Source organism: Gardnerella sp. c10Ua_31, from assembly GCF_055700915.1.
The window spans coordinates 38,490-58,775 of record NZ_JANUYG010000004.1 but is presented as its reverse complement, the minus strand read 5'-3'; the positions used below and the strand labels follow the sequence as shown (position 1 = coordinate 58,775).

At 46.6% G+C, this 20,286-nt stretch carries 9 protein-coding genes; 2 read left to right on the top strand and 7 right to left on the bottom strand.

Features of this window, described 5'->3' with window-relative positions; genetic code table 11:
- Positions 1–515: 515 nt before the first annotated feature.
- The 5 genes from NYP55_RS06455 to NYP55_RS06435 form a co-directional block, all read right to left on the bottom strand.
- The gene (locus NYP55_RS06455; RefSeq protein ID WP_472781751.1) at positions 516–7,742 is read right to left on the bottom strand and encodes a peptidase; all 7,227 of its coding nucleotides are present in this window, start codon (positions 7,740–7,742) and stop codon (positions 516–518) included.
- Between the two features lie 604 nt (positions 7,743–8,346).
- Positions 8,347–11,115, bottom strand: coding sequence for a glycoside hydrolase family 31 protein (locus NYP55_RS06450; protein ID WP_472781750.1), 2,769 nt, complete (start codon positions 11,113–11,115; stop codon positions 8,347–8,349).
- A gap of 69 nt (positions 11,116–11,184) precedes the next feature.
- Complete coding sequence (locus NYP55_RS06445) at positions 11,185–12,018, bottom strand: carbohydrate ABC transporter permease (RefSeq protein WP_004124111.1); 834 nt, start codon at positions 12,016–12,018, stop codon at positions 11,185–11,187.
- Positions 12,015–12,950: a carbohydrate ABC transporter permease gene (locus tag NYP55_RS06440; RefSeq protein WP_004113799.1), complete on the bottom strand. Its 936-nt coding sequence runs from the start codon at positions 12,948–12,950 to the stop codon at positions 12,015–12,017. Before NYP55_RS06440 ends, NYP55_RS06445 begins: the two co-directional genes overlap by 4 nt.
- A 70-nt stretch (positions 12,951–13,020) precedes the next feature.
- On the bottom strand, positions 13,021–14,409 hold the full coding sequence (locus tag NYP55_RS06435; RefSeq protein WP_128832155.1) for an extracellular solute-binding protein: 1,389 nt from the start codon (positions 14,407–14,409) through the stop codon (positions 13,021–13,023).
- Positions 14,410–14,666: 257 nt separating this feature from the next.
- Between NYP55_RS06435 and NYP55_RS06430 the strand changes: the two genes are divergently transcribed.
- Positions 14,667–15,683 (top strand): LacI family DNA-binding transcriptional regulator, encoded by a 1,017-nt coding sequence (locus NYP55_RS06430; protein WP_032840205.1) that lies wholly within the window; start codon positions 14,667–14,669, stop codon positions 15,681–15,683.
- Here NYP55_RS06430 and NYP55_RS06425 read toward each other — a convergent pair.
- Together NYP55_RS06425 and NYP55_RS06420 are read right to left on the bottom strand one after the other, a co-directional pair.
- Entirely contained in the window at positions 15,667–16,440 is a 774-nt protein-coding gene (locus NYP55_RS06425) for a TraX family protein (RefSeq protein WP_174191410.1), read from the bottom strand. The genes NYP55_RS06430 and NYP55_RS06425 overlap by 17 nt on opposite strands.
- Before the next feature lie 300 nt (positions 16,441–16,740).
- Positions 16,741–18,438, bottom strand: a complete 1,698-nt coding sequence (locus NYP55_RS06420) for an alpha-amylase family glycosyl hydrolase (protein WP_472781749.1) — start codon at positions 18,436–18,438, stop codon at positions 16,741–16,743.
- A gap of 489 nt (positions 18,439–18,927) precedes the next feature.
- Between NYP55_RS06420 and NYP55_RS06415 the strand changes: the two genes are divergently transcribed.
- On the top strand, positions 18,928–20,157 hold the full coding sequence (locus NYP55_RS06415; RefSeq protein WP_016798848.1) for an extracellular solute-binding protein: 1,230 nt from the start codon (positions 18,928–18,930) through the stop codon (positions 20,155–20,157).
- Positions 20,158–20,286: the final 129 nt, after the last annotated feature.

The window sequence follows — 20,286 nt, the reverse complement described above, 5'->3', positions numbered from 1 at the left end:
TCTAGGCATTCAGAAGGTTTGATGTATTTCTCTACGAGCAATAAATAGCGCCAACCTGAAGCCTTAGAATATTAACGTTCATAAGCTATCCGTAAAGGTGTTTCGCTCGCGCGGATTAGCCGCGCTCACGTCTTCGCCGCCGTAGAAGCACACTGTGCTTCTACGCTAAGCGGCTCAGCGCGCCAAATTGCCTTCGCGCGCTACGCTCTTTAGCGCTCAGGCAGGTTGGCGCGCCTGCGAGGAGAGAAATACTCAAACCTCGCGCAATACCAAGTAAAGACGCGAGCGCGGTCTAAGCGAAAAGGCAGGTCCTGTCTCTCGCGCGTTACAGCGCGCTCACGTCTTCGCTTGCGTTGAAAGCACACAGTGCTTTCAACCTTGAGCAAGCTCAGCGCTCCGAATTGCCTTTTCGCGCTACGCTTTAAGCGAAAAGGCAGGTCGGAGCGCAAGCCATTTTGTGCTATATCGGTTATTAGCTACTAACAGACATCAGCGCAAGCGCGCATCACAGCCAACTACCTAGCGTGCTTACGGCGCTTAGCAGACACTCCAAGTCCTGCCAGCCCAACAAACACAGCAGCGAACGCGCTTAACGTTGCGGAATCAACGCCAGTTTGCACTCCCATGTTTCCGCGCAAGTTGCTGCCCTTGTTTGCCTTTGCTGCATTAAGCGCAGCACGAGCCGCACGAAGTCGCATAGTCGCAGCTTCAACCTGCTCCTGTGTAGCATTCGGGTCAGCGAGCACGCGGCGAGCGTTTTCTAGAGCATCATTAAACTCCTTAATCACGCTTGCGTCTACAAGTGCGCCCTTAGAACCCTTAGCGCCATTCGCCGCGCCAGCAGCGCCCGCTCCATTGGCAACGTCCGCAAGCGCGCCATTCACTTCGGCATGCAACATAGACTTATCAACCGCATTCGCATTCGCGTTGTTTGCGCCTGTGCTGCCGCCGTCGGAATCGTCATCACTACCCGAACCAAGCGAGTTGTATAAGTCGATCATCTTCTGCTTTATGCGTTGTAACTTTCTAAGCGCTTCGTCAACCTGGGCCTGCGTAGCGTTTGGATTATTAAGCACAGCATTCGCATCGTTCAGCGCCTTGTTGTACTCAGCTATATCCTTGCTATCTGCAATCAAGAACGGAATCGACTTGCGGAATTCAGGGTCATTGCCCGTCTCTTGGTAGAGCTTGTTCTTATCCGTCTTGTAGCCATCCGTAAGCTTAGACTTAGCATCCTGGAGTTTCTTCAAAGCATCATCAACCTGCTTCTGCGTAGCATTCTTATCGCCAAGAACCTTATTCGCATCCTCAAGCGCCTTCTTATAAGCCTCAAGATCCTTCTTAGATGCGTCATCACCCTTAGCTTGAGCGTTTACGTACTCAGGCGTCTTGGTGAAGTCAGGATCAGCATCCGCTTCAGACTTCAGCTTAGAAGGATCAGTCTTGTAGCCGTCAGTAATCTTCTTCTTGGCGGCTTTCAAGGCGTCTAGAGCATCGTCGAGCTGCTTTTGGGTTGGAGCCTGAGTCATGCCTTCTGGCAGCTGCTTCTTTACGCCACCATTAACAAGATCGAAGGCATTGAGAAGATCCTTAGCAGCCTGGAGCTTCTTCTTATAGTCCGCCATGTCGGAATTGTCGTTGCCGTCAGCACCCTTCTTAGCATCGGCGTTCTTGAACTCTGGAGTGTTCTCGAACAAACCTGCGCGCGAATCGTCGTCGCCGTTCTTAGACTTATCAACTTCTCTTTGAAGATCAACAGGATTGGTCTTGTGGTTAGCAAGAATCTTGTCCTTGATTTCCTTAAGAGCCTTCTGAGCCTCGTCAACTTCCTTCTGAGTTGGGAGCTGATCCTTTGGAACGTCAACTTCCTGTCCATCCTTCGTGACCTTGCCATCGTTCTTGTCGATGAGTTCCTTAGCCTTTGCCAAAGCCTGCTCATACGCTACAAGGTCATCAGGCTTCTTGTCACCTTTGATCTTTCCTTGAAGGTTTTTATACTCAGTGGTGTTCTCGAAGGTAGGATCCTTAGCCGTACCCTTATCATCCTTATCTTCAACTTCATTTTGGAGCTTATCGACTTTGGTCTTGAAGTTGTCGTCAATGTCTTTCTTAGCTTGCTTCAAAGCTGCAAGAGCATCATCAACCTGCTTCTGCGTTGGGCGATCTTCAGGCTTTGCATTTGGATCTGGTTTATTCACCTTGTTGAGGAGTTCCTGCGCAGCCTTGAGCTTTTCGTTGTAAGCTTCCAGCTTCTTGGTTGCGGAGTCATTACCAGTTTTATCTTCTTCCGTCTTCGCCTTTTCAAGCGCATTCTTGTACGCAACCGATGACTCAAACGGAGGAACAACTGGCTTGCCGTCTTGATCCTTATCGCCTACTTCACGTTCAAGCTTAATTGCATCAGTCTTGTACTCCTTAGCAATCTTCTCTTGAGCTTCTTGCAGCTGTTTAAGCAGAGCGTTTACATCTTTTTGAGTTGCTTTTTTCTTCCAATCTTCATCATTAAGCTTTTCGGTAACTTTCTTCAGAACATTGTCGAAGCCAGTTTGCTCACCATCTTTACCCAAGGCAGCTGTAGCACCTTGGTCACCAGCAGCCTTCTTAGCAACAGCATTCTTATACTCAGGCGTATTCTTGAAGTCACCACCTGCAAAATCTTTGGCAGCAGTCAACGGCTCAAGCTTGGTCTTATAGTTGTCAGTAATCTGCTTCTTAGCCGCTTTAAGTGCGTCAAGCGCATCGTTAATCTGCTTTTGCGTTGGATGAGAACTGTTCGTCGCAGCTGGATCTGTAGGATTAGCAGCCTTTGCAAGATCGCGAGCCTTCTTGAGAGCCTCTTTGTAAGCAGTAACATCTGCGTTTTCCGCACCATTGCTTGTCTTAGCTTTAGCATTCTTGAACTCTGGCGTATTCTCGAAGTCGCCTTCAGTAGCAGCAGCATGCTCTGGAGTAGACTTGTTAATTTCTTTCTCAAGATCAGTAGTAACAGTCTTGTACTTCTCAATCTCAGTACGAGCATCATCGAGAGCCTTAAGCGCGGCGTTGATGTCTTTTTGAGTTGGCTTTGCGTCTTGCGGAGTATCTTTATCGTCATGCTTCTTCAAAAGGTCCTGAGCTTTTGTCAGAGCTTCATCATACGCCTTCTTAGCTTCTGCTGCCTTCGTGTTCTTGTCAGTATCAGGAACAAGCTTGCCACCCTCTTCCTTCATGAAGTGAGGATCAGACGCGTTGCGATACGCATCAGAAGTTTGCGTGCCTTCTGTAGCTGCAGGGCCATCTGTAGAGCCGTGCTTGTCAACACTCTCCTTGAGCTTGGCGGTGTCGGTGTTGTACTTGTCAAGCTCTTTGCGGGCATCGTCAAGCTTCTTCAACGCATCATTGACTTCCTTTTGCGTTGCATCAGGTTTCTTGAGCAAGTCCTTTGCGGCATTAAGAGCGTCACCATAGGCAGCTACAGCAGCCTTAGCAGCATTATTCTTATCAGCATTATCAGTGCCGTCATCATTCTTGAAAGCAGGTTGATTTGCATTCTTGAATGCAGGCGTCTGCTGGGTATTGTCATGCTCATTAACAGACTTAAGCAAAGCATCAGTCTTAGTTGCAAACTTATCCAGCGCCTTCGCTGCAGCGTTCATTTCCTTAAGGATAGCGTCAACATCCCTATCCAGAGGCTCGCCGTTCTTGTGCGCCTGAATGTCTTTCAGGTAGTCCTTATCGTTAAGATTGCCATCTTTCTTCGGGGTATTACTATCAGGAACTGGATCCTTTGGCAGCTTGTTAGCAAGCGCCTTGTGCAGTTTCTCTACTGCGGCGTCATACTTCTTTTTAGCTTCTTTTGCTTCTTCGCTCGCATCATCTGCGGATACATTCTTGTATGCTGGGTTCTTTTGTATGGCAATATCATTAAATGCAGCCGCCGAAAGCCTGCTGGTATTAGTTGCATACTTGTCGATGACTTTACGTGCTTCTTCAAGAGCTGTCTTGGCTTCATTAATCTGTGTTTGAGTTGGAGCCTTTCCACCAGTCTTAGCTTTTTCTAGATTTTCCTTAAGCTCCTTAGCTTTTTGATAAGCATCGTTGTAGTCCTTGAACGCTTTCTTGGCGTCTTCGTCGCCAGCTTGCGCCTTATCGAAAGCGTTAAAGTATGCAGGCATTAAGTAGCCGCTAAAGTTATCCGCAAGAACTTTCGTAAGTTCGTCAGGGTCGGTTGCATAACCATCATGCAATGCTTTTTCAGCCTTAGTTAATGCATCCTTAGCATCATTAACTTCTTTTTGAGTTGCTTTATCGTTCTTAAGAACCTCACGTGCCTTAGCTAACGCAGTGTCATAGTTATTAATGGCAGTTGTAGCAGCCTGATCATTAGCATCAGCCTTGGCCTTAGCATTCTTATAGAAGGTGCTCTGCTTGCTTGCGTCAGTTTTATCAGGATTATCGAAACTGAGCTTTTCGGCAGCTATCAGCTGCGACTTATCCGTAGCTTTAGCGTCAAGTGCCTTCTTAGCAGCCTCAAGAGCCGTAATCGCCTCGTTAACGTCCTTTTGAGAAGCGTTTGGATCCTTAGAAAGCTCGTTTGCCTTCTTTACAGCGTCATCGTAGGCTTTGCGCTGCTCAGGAGTAGAGTTCTGGTAGGTTGGGTCGGCAGTCTTGAGCTTTTCGTCACCAGTCTTCTTTGCATCGCCCGTGTTTACCTGACCATGCTCAGCAATAGCAGCGTTAAGCTTATCTTTGTTAGTGCTAAATTCGTTAAGCTTTTCGCGCGCAGCATCAAGCTTAGCCTTGGCAGCATCAACATCCTTTTGCGCGGCGTTGTCGTCAGCATTTAATGCCTTAGCGTCTTCAAGAGCCTTGTCGTAATCTTCCTTGGCTTTCTTAGCTGCTTCATTCTTCTTGGTATCAGCCTTGCCATCAGGTGTCTTAAAGTCTGGTTCAGTAACGTTCTTATACCTGTCCGTAGTTACCGTACCAGGAGTTGCAGCAGTAGCGCCTTCTTGAGCCTTACCATTGGCTTCAATCGACTTGTTCAGCTCTTCCTTCTTGGTAGCGTCACCATCAAGGGCTTTGCGAGCTTTATCCAGCTTAATGGTTGCATTATCAACCTCAGCTTTAAGATCTTCGGTTAAATCAGCGTCAGCTGTTTTACCAACTTTTTCAAGCGTTTGTTTAGCAACCTTCAACGCATCTTCGTAGTCTTTCTTCACTTTGTCAGACGCGTTGTAGTACTTAGAATCAGTTGGAATATCCTTGCCTTCAACCTGAGTTGTAGCGTGCTCGCCAATCGACTTCTGCAAATCGCTCGTCTTATGATTCGTCTGCGGCACAAAGATAATGTTGATTGCCTTAGGCGTGTTGTTAGGATCCTTTTGATACGGATTTGTATATACGCCGCGATAGTACGTCAAAGTATATGGTGCAACAAACAAGCGCGTCTTAAAAACTTTGTTCTGCTTAGAAGCAACAGTTACAGAACCAGCCTCTGTATCCCAGGTATACTGGCCCACCTTCGACTCTTCGTTACCCATATTCACATCGGAATTGGCAACTTGTGGATTACCTATCCAATACGGCCCACTCATCATACCAAGGGTTAACTCGGTAGTTGGCTCGCCGTTATTATCGATTACATAATACACATGAGATTTGCGCGGCTTGCCGTTCGCACCTTCGTGGCCAAGCACTTCGCCGCCCGTAAGGTCGCGCAAGCCTGTATTCTGCCCCTTAGGCGTGGCTTTGATGAGTTTCAAAATCTCAGGAGCGGTGAATGCTTGAGTCTTGGTTGGGTCATAACGATAGATGAGTGTTGTGTGTTTATCATCACTCCAAGAGAAGCCCTCATCGCTATCGCGACCATCGAGCTTATTCTTTACCAGCTCAACGGTGTAATCCTTACGGATATCTGGAAGGCGCGTGAGTTTATCTTTGGTTATGTCTGAAGTAAACTCGGCAACTGCCTTATCAGTTTTAATAGTTACACTAATATTATTTTCTTGTAAGCCGTTTGAACGGCCTTTATTAGCATCGCCTGCGCCAGTAAGGTCACCTGTAATGTAGGAAAGCGAAATCTGATCTGTGCTGGTAAGACCAAGCTCTTTATTGCCTTTATTAGCTTCAAAAATAGCTGTTTTAATTCGGTCAAGTTCGACATTGGAGTACCCAAGTGGATTAGCAACAAAGACTGCCTTATCGCCAGTTGGAACAGTAACATCCTTTTCTTCAAGCTTCTTCAACACAAGGTCACGCAAAGCAATCTTAGGAGCGTCGTTTGGATCCACGCCGTCGAAGTTGATGGTAAATGTGCCGTCAGCGCCAATGGTCACCTTGTCTTCTGGCACGTTATTAAGGCGCGCAAGCTTCTTTTTAATCTCGGTTTTTACTTCATCGGACACTTTAGACAAATCTTCAACGGTTGGCTTATCGATGCGCGTATCGTAGCGAGCAACCGTAAGAGGCAGCACGTCAGACTTGTAGCCCAAATCAGAGATGAGGTATGTATCGAGTTTTTGAGCACCAGTTTTATAAGTGGTTACTTTGTCGCCTTGCTTCGACGTTACTGTGTTAATGGTTTCTACTTGCTTAGTGTCATACGCCTGATTGTCAGTAATAACCACCTTTTTATCAGCGGTATCTGGCGTCTGAACAAATGCGCCATTCTCTCCAGTGCGTCCACCCACGCCTCTAGATGTACTTGCTGCGGTTATTTGCTCGCGAATTGATTTTTTACCAGTGGCTTCGGTAGGAGCATCTAAGGCAGCCTTAAGCTTATCTTGAATTTGCTGTGCAGTAAGCTCTTCGTTATACTTCAAAACAATTGAGCCAGCTGTTTTAGGCGGAACAAGTGTTGCTGCACGCGCAATATTCGTTTTGTACAGCAAGACTTCCTGCCCGTCTTTTGTACCATACACATAAATGCAGCGGTTTGCAGCATAACCTTGTGCGCCATTAAGGCCTCCGTCTCTATACAGCTTAGTCATGGCAAGAGTAGCGGAGCCATCATTATTCACATTAAAATCGTACGTACCAGAGTATGACTGGTGCGCGTTTGCATCAGCAGAATAATACTCAAGAAATCCTCTAGATTTAGCATTTTCTACGCCGTTAGTATCAGATGGGAAGATAGCTACCTTAGTAATGGTGCTACCGTCAGAAGGTTTTGCAAATTTAAAGGTTACTTTTTGATTTTGCCCTTTTTCAATATACACATTGTCAGAAGATCCCCATGCGTACAAGTTAGGAAGCGTGTCTTTTTTATCTTGTGAAAGTTCGATTGTGCTGTTAACTTTTGGAGCTGGTGCAGGGTCAGCTTCACGCACCTGGCCATAATTTGGGCCAGCTAGAGCTCCTGCAGGAGTGCTACTAGGTGCAGGAGTGCTATCTGCAGCCTGCTTATCAGTCTTACCTTCAGTATTATCAGCGTTTACTACAGTCTGATTATCCTGCTTCTTAACCTCAGTCTGCTTATTCTGATTAGTCTCACCAGCCTGCTTCTTAGAATCATCCTTCTTAGCAGTTAAATCCTGCGCATTTGCAGACGTAGAAGTATCAACAGGCGCAGAAGTAGCATCCGCTGCCATTGCAGGAGTGGCACCAAAAGCAATCGCCGCGCCAGCAATCACGCCAGCAGCTCCAGCCGAAAGAGCGGCCACTTTGCGCATATCAACAGCCTTTGTAACACCATTGTTAGCTGCAGAATCAAATGCATTCTTTGCAATCTTGTTGGCGTGCTTACCAGATTTTGTAGTCATTTTCCTCTTCTTTCTATTAGAACAAATAGTCAAAAAGTTTTGAACGCTCTAACCATGAGTGACAAAAAGTCATAAGCTCTAAAGGTAGTTATTTAATTTTCAATAGCGTGCAACTATAAAGGAGTAGCAATCTTTAACAAGTCATTATAACATTTAGAGAATATTTTTGACACTACATAAACAAATGTTTATAGCTTTTGGGGATACATACCCCCCCCCCAGGCCTTTTATTTCAAGGGTTTTTGCGAGATGATTTTTTAGAAAACGCTGGCGATTTCAACACGCCAAACGCCATTTTTAGCTTAATTATCTAAACATTTGTATATAAGACAACTCCAGTTTTATGTAGTGCGTTTGTATTAAAAAACGACGAAATTCAGTACAAACACACTACAGGACAGGTCGTGTCGTTCGCGCGGTCTAAGCGCGCGAACGTCTTCGCCGCCGTAGAAGCACGGTGTGCTTCTACGCTAAGCGGCTCAGCGCTCCGAATTACCTTTTCGCGCTACGCTCTAAGCGAAAAGGTAGGTCGTCGCGCCTGCGAGGAGAGAAATACTCAAACCTCGCGCAACACCAAACAAGGAGCGCGCAACACCAAGATCAATCAAAGCGTGCTGCGAATTAAAATCTCCTCAAGTGCGCGCTTAACCGAATCAGGCAGCGTGCACTTCCATTGCGCCCACTTAGCAACCTCTGGGTGCTGCGGCGCATGCGCGTTAGTCAAGTCAACGCTTTGCTGGTAGCGCTCAAAATCGCTCTCGCTAGTGTACTCAAGCGCGCAAAGCTCACTTATAGCACTCGCGCTGCCATCAGCCTGGCGAATCGCATCAAAAGCAATCTCCTTGCCGCGGTACGGCATTTGCGCTTGTAAAAGCAACCTGTAGCAATCGCCAATCTTAGGGTCTTGCGCAATGCACAGTCCGCCATCCACAATCACGCGCACGCAATCGCCAACAGGCACATCGCAAACAGAAACGCTAAGGCTTAAGTCGCCCTCTTCGCCTTCATATGAAACTTCTACAGCCTTAGATTCAAGCTGATTTTGCCCAACAAAAACGCGAATTTTGCCAAAGTCTGGGCAAGCAACGCCCTTAAATACCACGCTCCAATCGCGCTTAGAAGGCAGCGAAGAAACGGCACTAACGCATCCTTTTGCTGCATCAATCACAAATTGCGTAGACGCGTTGCTGTCTCGCCAAATAAGCTCCATGCGCGTATCGGCAGTTTTCCCAGCGCACGCGTCTTCAAAGCGGCCGTTATCTTCGCGCATAACAAACTCGCCGCAATCGCCTGGGAATGCAAGAATGCGCAAAGATCGCGGATTTTCAACGCTATTAACATGCGCCGCCGTCTGCTCGCTACTTGCGCAATCCGCTTCACTCGGCAAAACTTGCATTGGCACAATAGCCCCAGCGCGCGCAAACGCTGGCACGCGGTCGATTCCTCGCCAAACCTCAAATCTGCGGCCAGCACCGCCGCGCGAAACGTAGCGCCTTCCGTCAAAGAAATCGTACCAATCGCCTTCTGGAAGCCAAACGGAAGTGCAACCGCGCTCAACCTGCGCGCACCCCTTGCTAACGATTGGCGCAACCACAAGTTGGCTACCAAAACGGTACTCATTCGGCATCTCGTACGCTGCAAGCGTTTCTGGCGATTGCCAATACATTGGCTCTACAATCGGCCTTCCGCAAACCGCCGCGCGATAGTTCATCGTATACAAATAAGGCAGCATTTGCGCGCGAAGTCGCAGCATTTTAACCATCGCGTCACGAGTTTCACGAGGGAAGTTCCACGGCTCCTTGCCTGCAAACGGCGAGCAGCTGGAGTGAAGGCGATTAATCGGGCTAAACGCGCCGAACGCATACCAGCGCGCCTCCAGCTCATCGCATCGCACACCAAGCATATGTCCGCCAATATCGTGGCTCCACCAACCGTAGCCAATGTTGGACGCCGTAGAAGTAAAGTAAGTTTGGAAAGCCAGCGAATCCCACGTTGTTACGCTATCTCCCGAAAATCCCACTGGGTAGCGGTGCGAGCCTGGCCCCGCATAGCGCGAGAACGTAAGCGGCCACGCGCCGCCGCGCCCCGAATCCTGGTAATGCACGTGGTTAAGCATCCAAAGCGGATCCAAGCCAGCCTGCTTTGTAACTCCGCCCTGCTGCCAATCAATCCACCAGAACCCAACGCCCTCGTTCTCCATGCGCCGATGCATGTTTAGGTATGCTCGCAAAAAGCGCGGATTTGTAAGGTCAAACTCAACTGCCTTGCCGCCTGCAGGGTCAATTCCCATATCGCGCGCAACTTGCGCATAGTCTTCTTCAAACGCGCGCACGCCGTCTCGCGGATGCAAATTAAGCGTTACAGTAAGTCCTTCGCTGGCAAGTCGGCGCAAAAACGCGCGATGATCTGGGAACAAATCACGATTCCACGTGTAGCCCGTCCATCCCGAACCATACTTTGGGTCCACATCCGTTACGTGCCAATCCATGTCGATTACTGCAGTAGAAAATGGTATGCCTTCGCGCTTAAATCGGCTCATCAGCTGCAAATATTCGTCTTGGCTATACCTGTAGTATCTGCTCCACCAGTTGCTTAGTGCGAATCGCGGAAGAAGCGGCTGCGCGCCCGTAAGCTTGTAAAAGTCGCGAATCGCGCCTATATAGTTGTGACCGTAGCCAAAGAAGTATAGGTCTTTAGAGTTTTCTCCAGACACGCTGCCATTCGCCTTTGCGCGCGGCTCCACCCATGCTCCGTATGGGTTTTCTTTTCCATCAACAGCAGCCGCGTACGCGATTTGTGCCGAGCGCGAATCGTCTAACACGGCCCACCCGTCGCGAGATATTACGCCCATTCCAAGCTTTACGGCACCATCCGCCTCGTCCACTGTTCGCGCCGTTCCGAGCAAATTGCCGTGGCATTCGTCGCCGTAATGCCATGTGTTGAATTGCGAGCCTGGCACTCCGCGCACAACAATGCTCAAGCCCTCTTTGCTAAACGGCTGCTGGTTGTACGAAATCAACAGTTTTTCGGTTTCGACTTCTATCCAGCCATTTTCTAAGTTTTTTACACTATATTTTGGATTAGAAGATTTTGGATTAAAAGCGCGCGATTCCTCATCTTCGGTTGCTTGCGACTTTTCCGCGGCAAACTGCGTGCCAGCCTCGAAGTTTCGCCTTACAACTGTTTGCGTAGGCGCGTCTACAAATCCGCCGTTTTCGCTCCACTCAAGGCGCACAAGCGAATCCGTGATTAACGTAATTCGCCAATTTTTGCCGCTTATAACCTGCGATTCTTTTGCCTTAGCTAGCGGATTTTTAGCGTAATCGTAAAAAATGTGCGCGTCTTTAACACCGCGTGCGTCTTGTAAAGTCATTCGGTTTGCCCTTTTCTACTTGCAACATCTACTTGCAACATCTACTTGCGACTTCTCTACTTATCTTTTCTACTTGCCGCTACCAGTTGAAATTCCAGCAATAAACTGCTTTTGGAACACCAAGTACACTACTATTACAGGAATAATAGCAAGCGATGCCGCAGCAAACAAACCGCCGTAGTCGGTTCCAAATCTTCCACTAAAAGTCTTCAATCCAACTGCAAGAAGCTGCTTTTTCTCGTCTGTAATCATAAGGAATGGCCACAAATAGTCTTCCCAATTCCACAAGAACGTAAATATCGCGAGCGCAGCAATCGTATTGTGGCTCATTGGCAAGATTATTCTGTGGAATATTCTAGAATCCGAAGCTCCATCCAGTTTTGCAGCCTCAATCAGTTCGTCGGATATTCCGCTTATTGATTGACGGAATAAAAAGATTCCGAATGCGCTTATTAAGCCTGGAACTATAAGCGCGCGATACGTGTCTTGCCAGCCAAAACTAGTCATCATGTCGTATTGAGGAATAATTGTTACCGCCCAAGGAACCATCATCGTGCTTATTACTATTCCAAAAAGCAGATTTCTGCCACGGAATCTCATTTTTGCAAACACATATCCAAGAACGGCACTCGTGTAAATGGCTATTACCGTTTTAACTACCGATATAAACAATGAGTTAAAGAATAGCCTCAAAAAGTCGAATTTCTCTTGAATCCCAACGTAATTACCAAACGTACTCGGCTTTGGGAACAACCCACCATCTATGCGCACAATGTCGCTATTTGGAGCAAAGGAAGATACAAACATCCAAATAAATGGCACGATTGTTAAGAAAGACAATAAGAATAGGAATATTGTTAGAAACCATCCAATAATGCTCTTTTTAAGATTTTGTTTTTTCATACTAACTCACTATCCTTAGACGCTTTAAACATTATGAATGTTAGGATTCCAGTGATTATAAACAGAATAACGCTCATTGCAGATGCAATTCCAAAGTTATACTTTTGGAACGCTTGATCAAAAATTAGGTAGCTGATTGTGTACGTTGATGTTCCTGGGCCGCCATTGGTCATAACAAGAATCTGAACATACGCTTGAATATAGCCAATCATAGATGTGATTACTATAAAAAGTGTTGTTGGCTTTAGCAATGGAACTGTTATTCTAAAGAATTTTTGCACGCTATTAGCGCCATCGATTTCTGCCGCTTCGTAAACATCTTTTGGCAGATTCATTAATCCAGCCAAATATAATACCGTTGCGTAGCCAAAGTCTTTCCAAATTGTCATTATTATGATTGCTGGCATAGCCCAAGTGGAACTGTGCAACCAGTTGATATTTAAGCCTGTAACCCTATCGATCATGCCAAACTGCGGGTCAAACATCCACATCCACACAAAGCTCACTGCCACCAACGGCGTAATTGTTGGCATGTAGAAAAGACCTCGCAGAGTATCTTTGCACTTAACAAGCTTGGAGCTTAACAACATTGCAAAACCAATGCCAAGAATAACGCGGAATACAACAGATACAAACGTAAAGATTGCAGTGTTTGCAATGGACTTCCAGAATAACTTATCTACTAAAATCTGCTTAAAATTATCCAGCCCAACCCAATTGTATGTTCCAACAAGCGGATTCCATTCATGAAAGCTGCCTGCAAAAGCCTTATATATTGGATAGGCAAGAAAAATCACAAAATAAACAATCAGAAACACTACTGCTATATTCCGAAAGGAGAAGGTTCGAGAAAGAGCAGTGCTTATTTTTGACATACCACCATTATGTTTTCTCATTTTGCTCAAATGAGAATCCTGATTAACTTGTTTCATGATTTTCCTTGCCTTACCTACTGAGCACAGTAATTACGATTTACAACTATCTAACTAGTCTGCTTTGTTTTTACTTGTGCTCTTTGAAGAACTCATACTTGCTTTCTGCAGACGTAAACTTAGAATTCTTCATATCTTTGACCATTGTTGCTTGAGCCTCTTTGATTGCATCATCAATAGACTCACCATTTTGCATAACGTTCTGGAAAGCAGCCTTGCTACTTGTTTCCACAGTAGAAGGCGTGATTCCTGGCCAGATTAGGCGATCTGCACGCGGTTGAATCGCAGCCATTACTGGAGCCTTTAGAATCTCAGGATCGTTTTGCAAAGACTTCTTTGCTGGGAACGAGTTCAAATGCTTTACTGCCGAGCGAATAAACGCATCGTTAGCAAGAATGAACTTAATAAAATCTTGAGCAACCTCTTGCTGATCTTTTGACTGGTGAGCGTTAATTCCTGGAGTAGATTCTCCATTGTAGCGATCGTACGCAAATGGCTTTTCTTTTGTGAATGTTGGAGTTGGGAAGACTCCATATTCAATATTTGGGTACTTTTCTTTTAGCACACCTTCAAGCCATCCCCAAGCGTAAACCATTCCAGATTGGCCGTTTCCAAAGCTCTGAGTGTAATCTGTACCAAAGTCGGTAGAAATGACCTTGTCTTTGTCGTACAAATTCTTCAAGAACTTCATGTTTTCACGCGTGACTTTGTTGTCGAAATTAGGTTTCTTGCCACTTTCATCAAAAGCAAGTTCGCCACGCTGATAGTTCAATCCTTGATTGATTGCAGCATAGGCATCGCCGTTCACGTTGAATCCAGCCTGTGCCATCTTGGAACCGTTCCACTTAGTGAGTTTCTTTGCCACTTCGCGCAACTCATCCCAAGTAGCAGGAATATCTGCCTCGGTTAAGCCAGCTTCCTTCCAAAGCTTCTTATTGTAGTAGATATTTCCCGTATTGATTACGGAATCAATGTACTTTACATTACCTTTAGCATCTTCATGCGCACTAGCCGTTGCGTAATCCGATTCCATAGCAGCCTTGTCAATCTTGTAATCGGCAGCATATGGGCGAATAAGCTCATCTTTGGAGTTGTGAATATTGAACAAAGCTGGGCCCTTTGTTCCCTTTAGAGCAAGCGGAAGCTTTGTCCAGTAATCATCCCAAGCAACGTTCTTAGTCTTAAACTTTACATTTGGATAAATCTTTTGATAATCCTTAATCATGTCGTAAATTGGATCAGTGGACGCGTCTCCCCAGCTCCAATACTCAAGCTGGATTGGCTTTCCTTGATTTACTAAATGATTTGGGTCATACTTTAAAGCTTGACCCATAACAGCTAGGCCTTTGTCTTTCTTTGTATCTGTTACTCCTGCTGCACCATTATTCCCACATGCGGCAAGCGTAGAAATCATTCCTAAAACTGCTATGCAGGATATGCATATTTTTTTAATTTTCATTACTACTCCACTTCCTCGTGAAATTGATGGGTAACTTTATAATATTGCTTTACGTTTAGCTCGGTCAAACATTAAAAATGTAAATGTAAAGGTTTTCATTTTGAATCCTTAATACTAGGCTATTTTTGCATGAATAAATACTTTTTAGGCGGCGTGTCTAAAAATGTAAACCTTTTCATTTATGATAACTAGAAGCAGGGTAATTACAAGAGATGCGGTTAAAACGCTGCAGCTAAAACGCTTAAAAGAGGTGCGACTTGTCAAAAACTAGTATTTGCGATGTAGCAACACTGGCGGGAGTATCGATTGCAACCGTCTCCAGAACATTCGCACATCCAGAAAAAGTATCCGCATCTACACGCGCCAAAGTCATGCGCGCAGCCGAACAAATGGATTTCACTGTTTCTAGAACCGCTGGAGAGCTTAAAACAGGCAAATCGTATCGCATAACGCTACTAATCGGAAGCAGTAAAATCGAATGGTTTAGCGCAGCAATTATAGAAGGATTAAATAGCGTACTTAACAAAAACGGCTACGACCTTGTAATACACCTTTTAGAGGGAGTTGAACAAAGAAAAAACTTCTTTAAAGAGCTGCCTTTACGCGCAAACACAGACGCAATAATCGTATCGTCATTTGACATAAGCAGCAGCGAGGCCGAACAATTACAACGCATAAACGTACCAATTGTTGGAATAAACTGCACAGCTTCTAAAGTGCTTTCTGCATCAATCGGAATCGACGATGCTCTGGGTATAAAACTTGCGATTCAACACTTAGCAACATTAGGGCATAAGCGTCTTTTATACGTGTATGAGCATTTTTGTTCATCTTTCCGCTTTAGCTCGTCAAGAAGAATAACAAGCTTTGAAAACGTGTGCAACAATATTGATGGAATGCAAGGGAAAGTACTGCCAATAGACATAAAAGATGACCCTATAGATGCAACTCTTTCTGAGCTTTTTACACAAGAAAATCCGCCTACTGCAATATGCTTCCACCAGGATTCAACAGCAATGCCCTTTCTGTTTAGATTGCAAAAACTAGGAATTCGCGTGCCTGAAGATTTATCGATTATAGGATTCGACAATGGCACTTATGCAAAAGAGGCTGGACTAACCACAATCCGTCAAAATCCTAAAACAATGGCAGAACAAGCTGGGAACATTGCGATATCTCTTATAGAAGGTAAAGCTGTAGCGCGAAGACATCTTACAGCTCCAGTGCAACTTATTATAAGAAATTCTACGGCTGCACCTAAAGCAGAATCGTGAACACGCTTGCGATTACAAGCATCAGCGGATACCACGCATACATAAGCCAGCGGAATTGCTTAGTTTGCTTAGGGCCGTCGCCATACGGACTGCGATAATGCAACACAGCCACGCCAACGCCTGGCGCCAAAAGCGACATAGCGCCGAAAGCGCCAGCAATCAGCTCCATGCGAATCTCGTGGTTTTCTAGGAATCTAAAGATAAGAACAAATCCTAAAAGTAAAGCTCCGCCCCAAAAAATATTCTGCCTAAAGCCGATTTTCCCGAAAAGATTCCACAATATTCCTGCAACCAGGATCACTGCGATTGACGCCACTTTTTGCGCGCCACTAAAACGCGCGCGAACCATGTCGATTCCCGAAAGCACAAACAACGCAATAACAAGCCCAAACACTGGGTTTTGCGAGCGCATATCGAAAGCGCATCCAAAGGTTGCAAAGTCGTACGGAACCTCGCAAATAAGAGCCAGCACAAGCAGACGAAGCGTGTAAAGGTTGAGGTTATGCGTGTTTTGATATCCGCGAACAAGCAGCCACGCGTACCACGGCAGAGCCGACCAGCTTATAACTTCGCACACTACGGCAGCCGTGAGGCTCCACATGTTGGATGCGGAAAGGCCGCCAAAAAGGTGCGGAATCACGGTTGTGCCGAACGCGCTGAGCATCATCATTACAGCGCCGAGCAGCTTGAACTTTTTGAGCGTAATCCCCATTTTTATGTTCTTGTCTGCGCGGATCTTTGGTTTTAGCGCGTCCATAATTCACCTCTTGCTCGCACGCGTGGCGTTAAGTGCGTATAACGTTAAGTGCGTATAGCTTTTGCCATCATTGCATAATCATTGCATAATCATTGCAATTGTATCAAACCCAGACTTAAATCTATGTAACGCGAAATCTATGTGGCGCGTTTGCGCGACATATTTTCCGCACTTTGTACGTGATTTAGGCCAAATTTGGTACAAAGTGCGTCAATTGGTTCCGCTTTTTGTACGTGATTTAGGCCAAATTTGGTACAAAACCCGTCACATCGCTTGCGCAACATCAAATAATGAAGCGCACTATAAAGCAAACAGGGCAAAGGATTGCCCGCCGAGTTTAAGCGCGGAAGAATCGCAAGCAACCGCCCCAATCGAAAGCCGCGGCTGCAAAATCGCCTCTGGCGTAAGCCCTGCAAGCGCGCTAAGCGCAATCGTCTCCTCGTTTAATCCAGGATTCATAACAACAATGATTCGTTCTGTAGAGGATTCGCCATCCGACACAGCCGCGCACCGCTCGTACGCAAAACTGCGACCATCCACAGGCGCGTGCAACACTCGCCAAGTGGCATCCGCGTGCAACGCCGCGCACTCGTGACGCAAAGCAATCAACGCACGCACCCAGTTAAGCAGCGAATCGCCATGCTGCTCCTGCCCCAAAACCGTTGGAATTTCGCCACTTTGCACGGCCTGCTTGCGCGAGTTTGCGCAAGTTCTTCCATCCGCGCGCGCCTCAACAGGCAGGTACAACTTCGACTTTGCGGCCGTGGAGAATCCAAAATTCTTAGAATCATCCCACTGCATTGGCGTACGCGTGCCCGTGCGCGCATAACCGCCCTCTTTTGTAGGAATATCGCGGTATTTCATGCCGATTTCGTCGCCGTAATACACAAACGGCACACCTGGCATTGTAAGAATCATGCCAAACGCAATCCGCCTTTCGCGCTCGCTTAATCGCGGAGCCAGGCGCGGAGTATCGTGATTGCACGTTATAAAGCTAAAGTAGCCCTCGTTGCAAGTAGCCTCATACTGCGGGCAATAATCGTCTAAGAATGGGCAAATGCTGCCGCCGCCGCGCGCATTAAAGTAGCTGTGGTCGTGCTCGGGGCTGCTGTCTAGCGCATTATCCACATCTCTAGCCAGGCGCGCATAACCGTTAGGATTCCCATCCCATCGCCAATTCAAATAGAAGTCCATGTCGAATCCAGCAGTCAGCGCCTGACGAGGCCTGCCCCACTCCGAAACAAAAGCAGCCTGCGGATACTCGGCCTTTACAGCGCCCAGCATTTCTTGCCATGCGCGAATCGTGTTGTCTTTGCCAAGGCTTCCAGGGCCATTGTTGTCGTCGTTTTTTACAAGCGAATCCGCCATATCAACGCGGAACCCATCCGCACCGAGCGCAAGCCAGAATCGCATAACATCAACCATTGCAGCGCGCGTTTGAGCCGCCTCCGCGGAATCTGGCGCGGATTGCCACGCGCGATCTCTATGCGCAAAGCCGTAATTTAGCGCTGGCTGGCATTTGAAGAAGTTAAGAATATACGTGGCATCTCGCTCGCTTTCGCCGCCAATAAACGGCATGGAATAGCCACTAAACGCACTGTCTGTCCATATATATCGCTTGCTAAACTCGTTTTCTTGCGCGCGCGAGCTTTGCTTAAACCACTCGTGCTCTTCGCTTGTGTGACCTGGAACAAGGTCTAGCAAAATGTGCATTCCGCGATTATGCGCTTCGCTAAAAAGACGCTGCAAATCCTCGTTTGTGCCGTAGCGCGCTGCCACTTTTTTGTAGTCGCGCACGTCGTAGCCTGCATCCTTAAATGGAGAATCGTAGCAAGGATTTAGCCAGATTGCGTTGCAACCAAGCGATTTTACGTAGTCGAGTTTTTCTATTATGCCTGGAATATCGCCGATTCCGTCGCCGTTTGAATCGTAAAAGCTTTGTGGGTAGATTTCGTAGAATACGGCGTCGCGCAGCCATTGCGCATGTTCGTTTTGCATATTTCCCCCGTTTTGTTGGTTTTGTTGGCGTGACCTGTCTAATTTTATTTTACTATTCACATTTCCGCATTTTGTTGTTGATTTTGCCATTTTGAGCAACAAAATCAGGAAAACTTTCCGCTTTGACTGAGCTCAAAATCGTCGACTCGCACGCGGTCTAAGCGCGCGAACGTCTTCGCCGCGCGAGCGACATGACCTGTCTTCGCGTCAAACAATCAATAATAAAATTCCGATAAATTTACTGATTTACAAAATAAAATATAACTTTTTATCAAGAATAAACAACTTTAGCGGAAATTTTTCCAATAGCGCGCAACATGATTTGCCAACTACAATATATACGTGTATACTACACATTGCTTATAAGCAGATTTCAACAACAAATGTGACGCTGCAAAAACGCAGAGAAACGTCGAAGTTGCGTCACATGAAATTTGTTACTATGCCACCAAAGAACATGCCAAGCTGGCATGATATAGGAGGTCAAGGATGACGAATATGAAGAAAGTGCTGGGCGCAGGCCTCGCAATCGCCACTATGTTTGGATTTGCTGCATGCGGTTCTAGCACCAACGCTGGCTCCAGCAGCAAGTCGAACCCAGTAAAGCTCACCGTATGGTCTTCTTCCGAAGATCAGAAGGCTGGCGGCTGGATTCAGGCTATGGAGAAAGCCTTCCAGAAGGATCACCCAGAAGTTACTTTTAAGAACGCTGTTGTTGCACCACCAGATGCTGCTAAGACAGTTAAGCAGGACGCTAAGGCCGCTGCCGATGTTTACCTGTTCCCTAACGATCAGCTCGGCGACTTGGTAAAGGCAAACGCAATTGGCGAGTTGAGCGACGATGCTGCAAAGCAGGTTAAGGGAGACAACGATGAGACCATCATCCAGTCTGTAACCGCTCAAGATGGCAAGCTTTATGGCGTTCCATACATGGGCAACACTTGGTTCATGTACTACGATAAGTCCAAGTTCTCCGACGAAGACGTTAAGTCCCTCGATAAGATGCTCGAAAAGGGCAAGGTTGCTTTCGACATTAGCAACGCTTGGTACCTTCCAGGCTTCTACCTTGATGGCAACATGACCCTCTTCGGTGAGAAGAGCAACGACGGCAAGGCTGGCATCAAGATTGGTGACAAGGCTGCCGAAATCACTAAGTATGTTGCAAAGCTCATTCAGAACAAGAACTTTGTAATGGATGGCGATGGCGCTGGCTTGTCTGGCATTAAGAACCACACTGTTGACGCTTACTTCTCTGGCTCTTGGGATGCTGGCGACGTAAAGAAGGCTTTGGGCGACAACTACGCTGCTGCTCAGCTTCCAAAGTTTAAGTCCGAAGATGGCGAGCACCAGATGAAGTCCTTCGCTGGCTCTAAGGCTGTTGCTTACAACCCTAACTCCAAGGCTCCAGAGATGGCCGCTAAGTTCGCTGCATTCCTCGGCTCTAAGGAATCCCAGGAGCAGATGTACAAGCTTCACGGCGACATTCCAGTTGCTAAGGCTTTGAGCGATCTCGTTAAGGATAACCCAGCCGCTGTTGCTCAGATGAACACCATTGCTAAGACTTCTGTCTTGCAGCCAACCGTTCCAGAAATGGGTGCCTTCTGGGATCCAATGAAGACCTTCGGTACTGCATTGGCCAACAAGGAAGTCAACGACGGCAACGCCGCTGCAAAGATTGCAGACTTCCAGAAGGGCTTTGAGGAAGCTCTTAAGAAGTAAGTAATAACTTATGACTATTTTCTAAATATTAAATTCTTTTAAAAGAAAATAATATTTAGAAAAACACGGCAAGGACGCCCCGCTCCCCTAAGGATTAATAAATCGGGGCGGGGCGTTCTTTGCTTGTAT

Bases quoted from the DNA above. Each gene is read 5' to 3' on its own strand.
- NYP55_RS06455 (WP_472781751.1), bottom strand. From the start codon at position 7,742: ATGACTACAAAATCTGGTAAGCACGCCAACAAGATTGCAAAGAATGCA.
- NYP55_RS06450 (WP_472781750.1), bottom strand. From the start codon at position 11,115: ATGACTTTACAAGACGCACGCGGTGTTAAAGACGCGCACATTTTTTAC.
- NYP55_RS06445 (WP_004124111.1), bottom strand. From the start codon at position 12,018: ATGAAAAAACAAAATCTTAAAAAGAGCATTATTGGATGGTTTCTAACA.
- NYP55_RS06440 (WP_004113799.1), bottom strand. From the start codon at position 12,950: ATGAAACAAGTTAATCAGGATTCTCATTTGAGCAAAATGAGAAAACAT.
- NYP55_RS06435 (WP_128832155.1), bottom strand. From the start codon at position 14,409: ATGAAAATTAAAAAAATATGCATATCCTGCATAGCAGTTTTAGGAATG.
- NYP55_RS06425 (WP_174191410.1), bottom strand. From the start codon at position 16,440: ATGGACGCGCTAAAACCAAAGATCCGCGCAGACAAGAACATAAAAATG.
- NYP55_RS06420 (WP_472781749.1), bottom strand. From the start codon at position 18,438: ATGCAAAACGAACATGCGCAATGGCTGCGCGACGCCGTATTCTACGAA.
- NYP55_RS06415 (WP_016798848.1), top strand. From the start codon at position 18,928: ATGACGAATATGAAGAAAGTGCTGGGCGCAGGCCTCGCAATCGCCACT.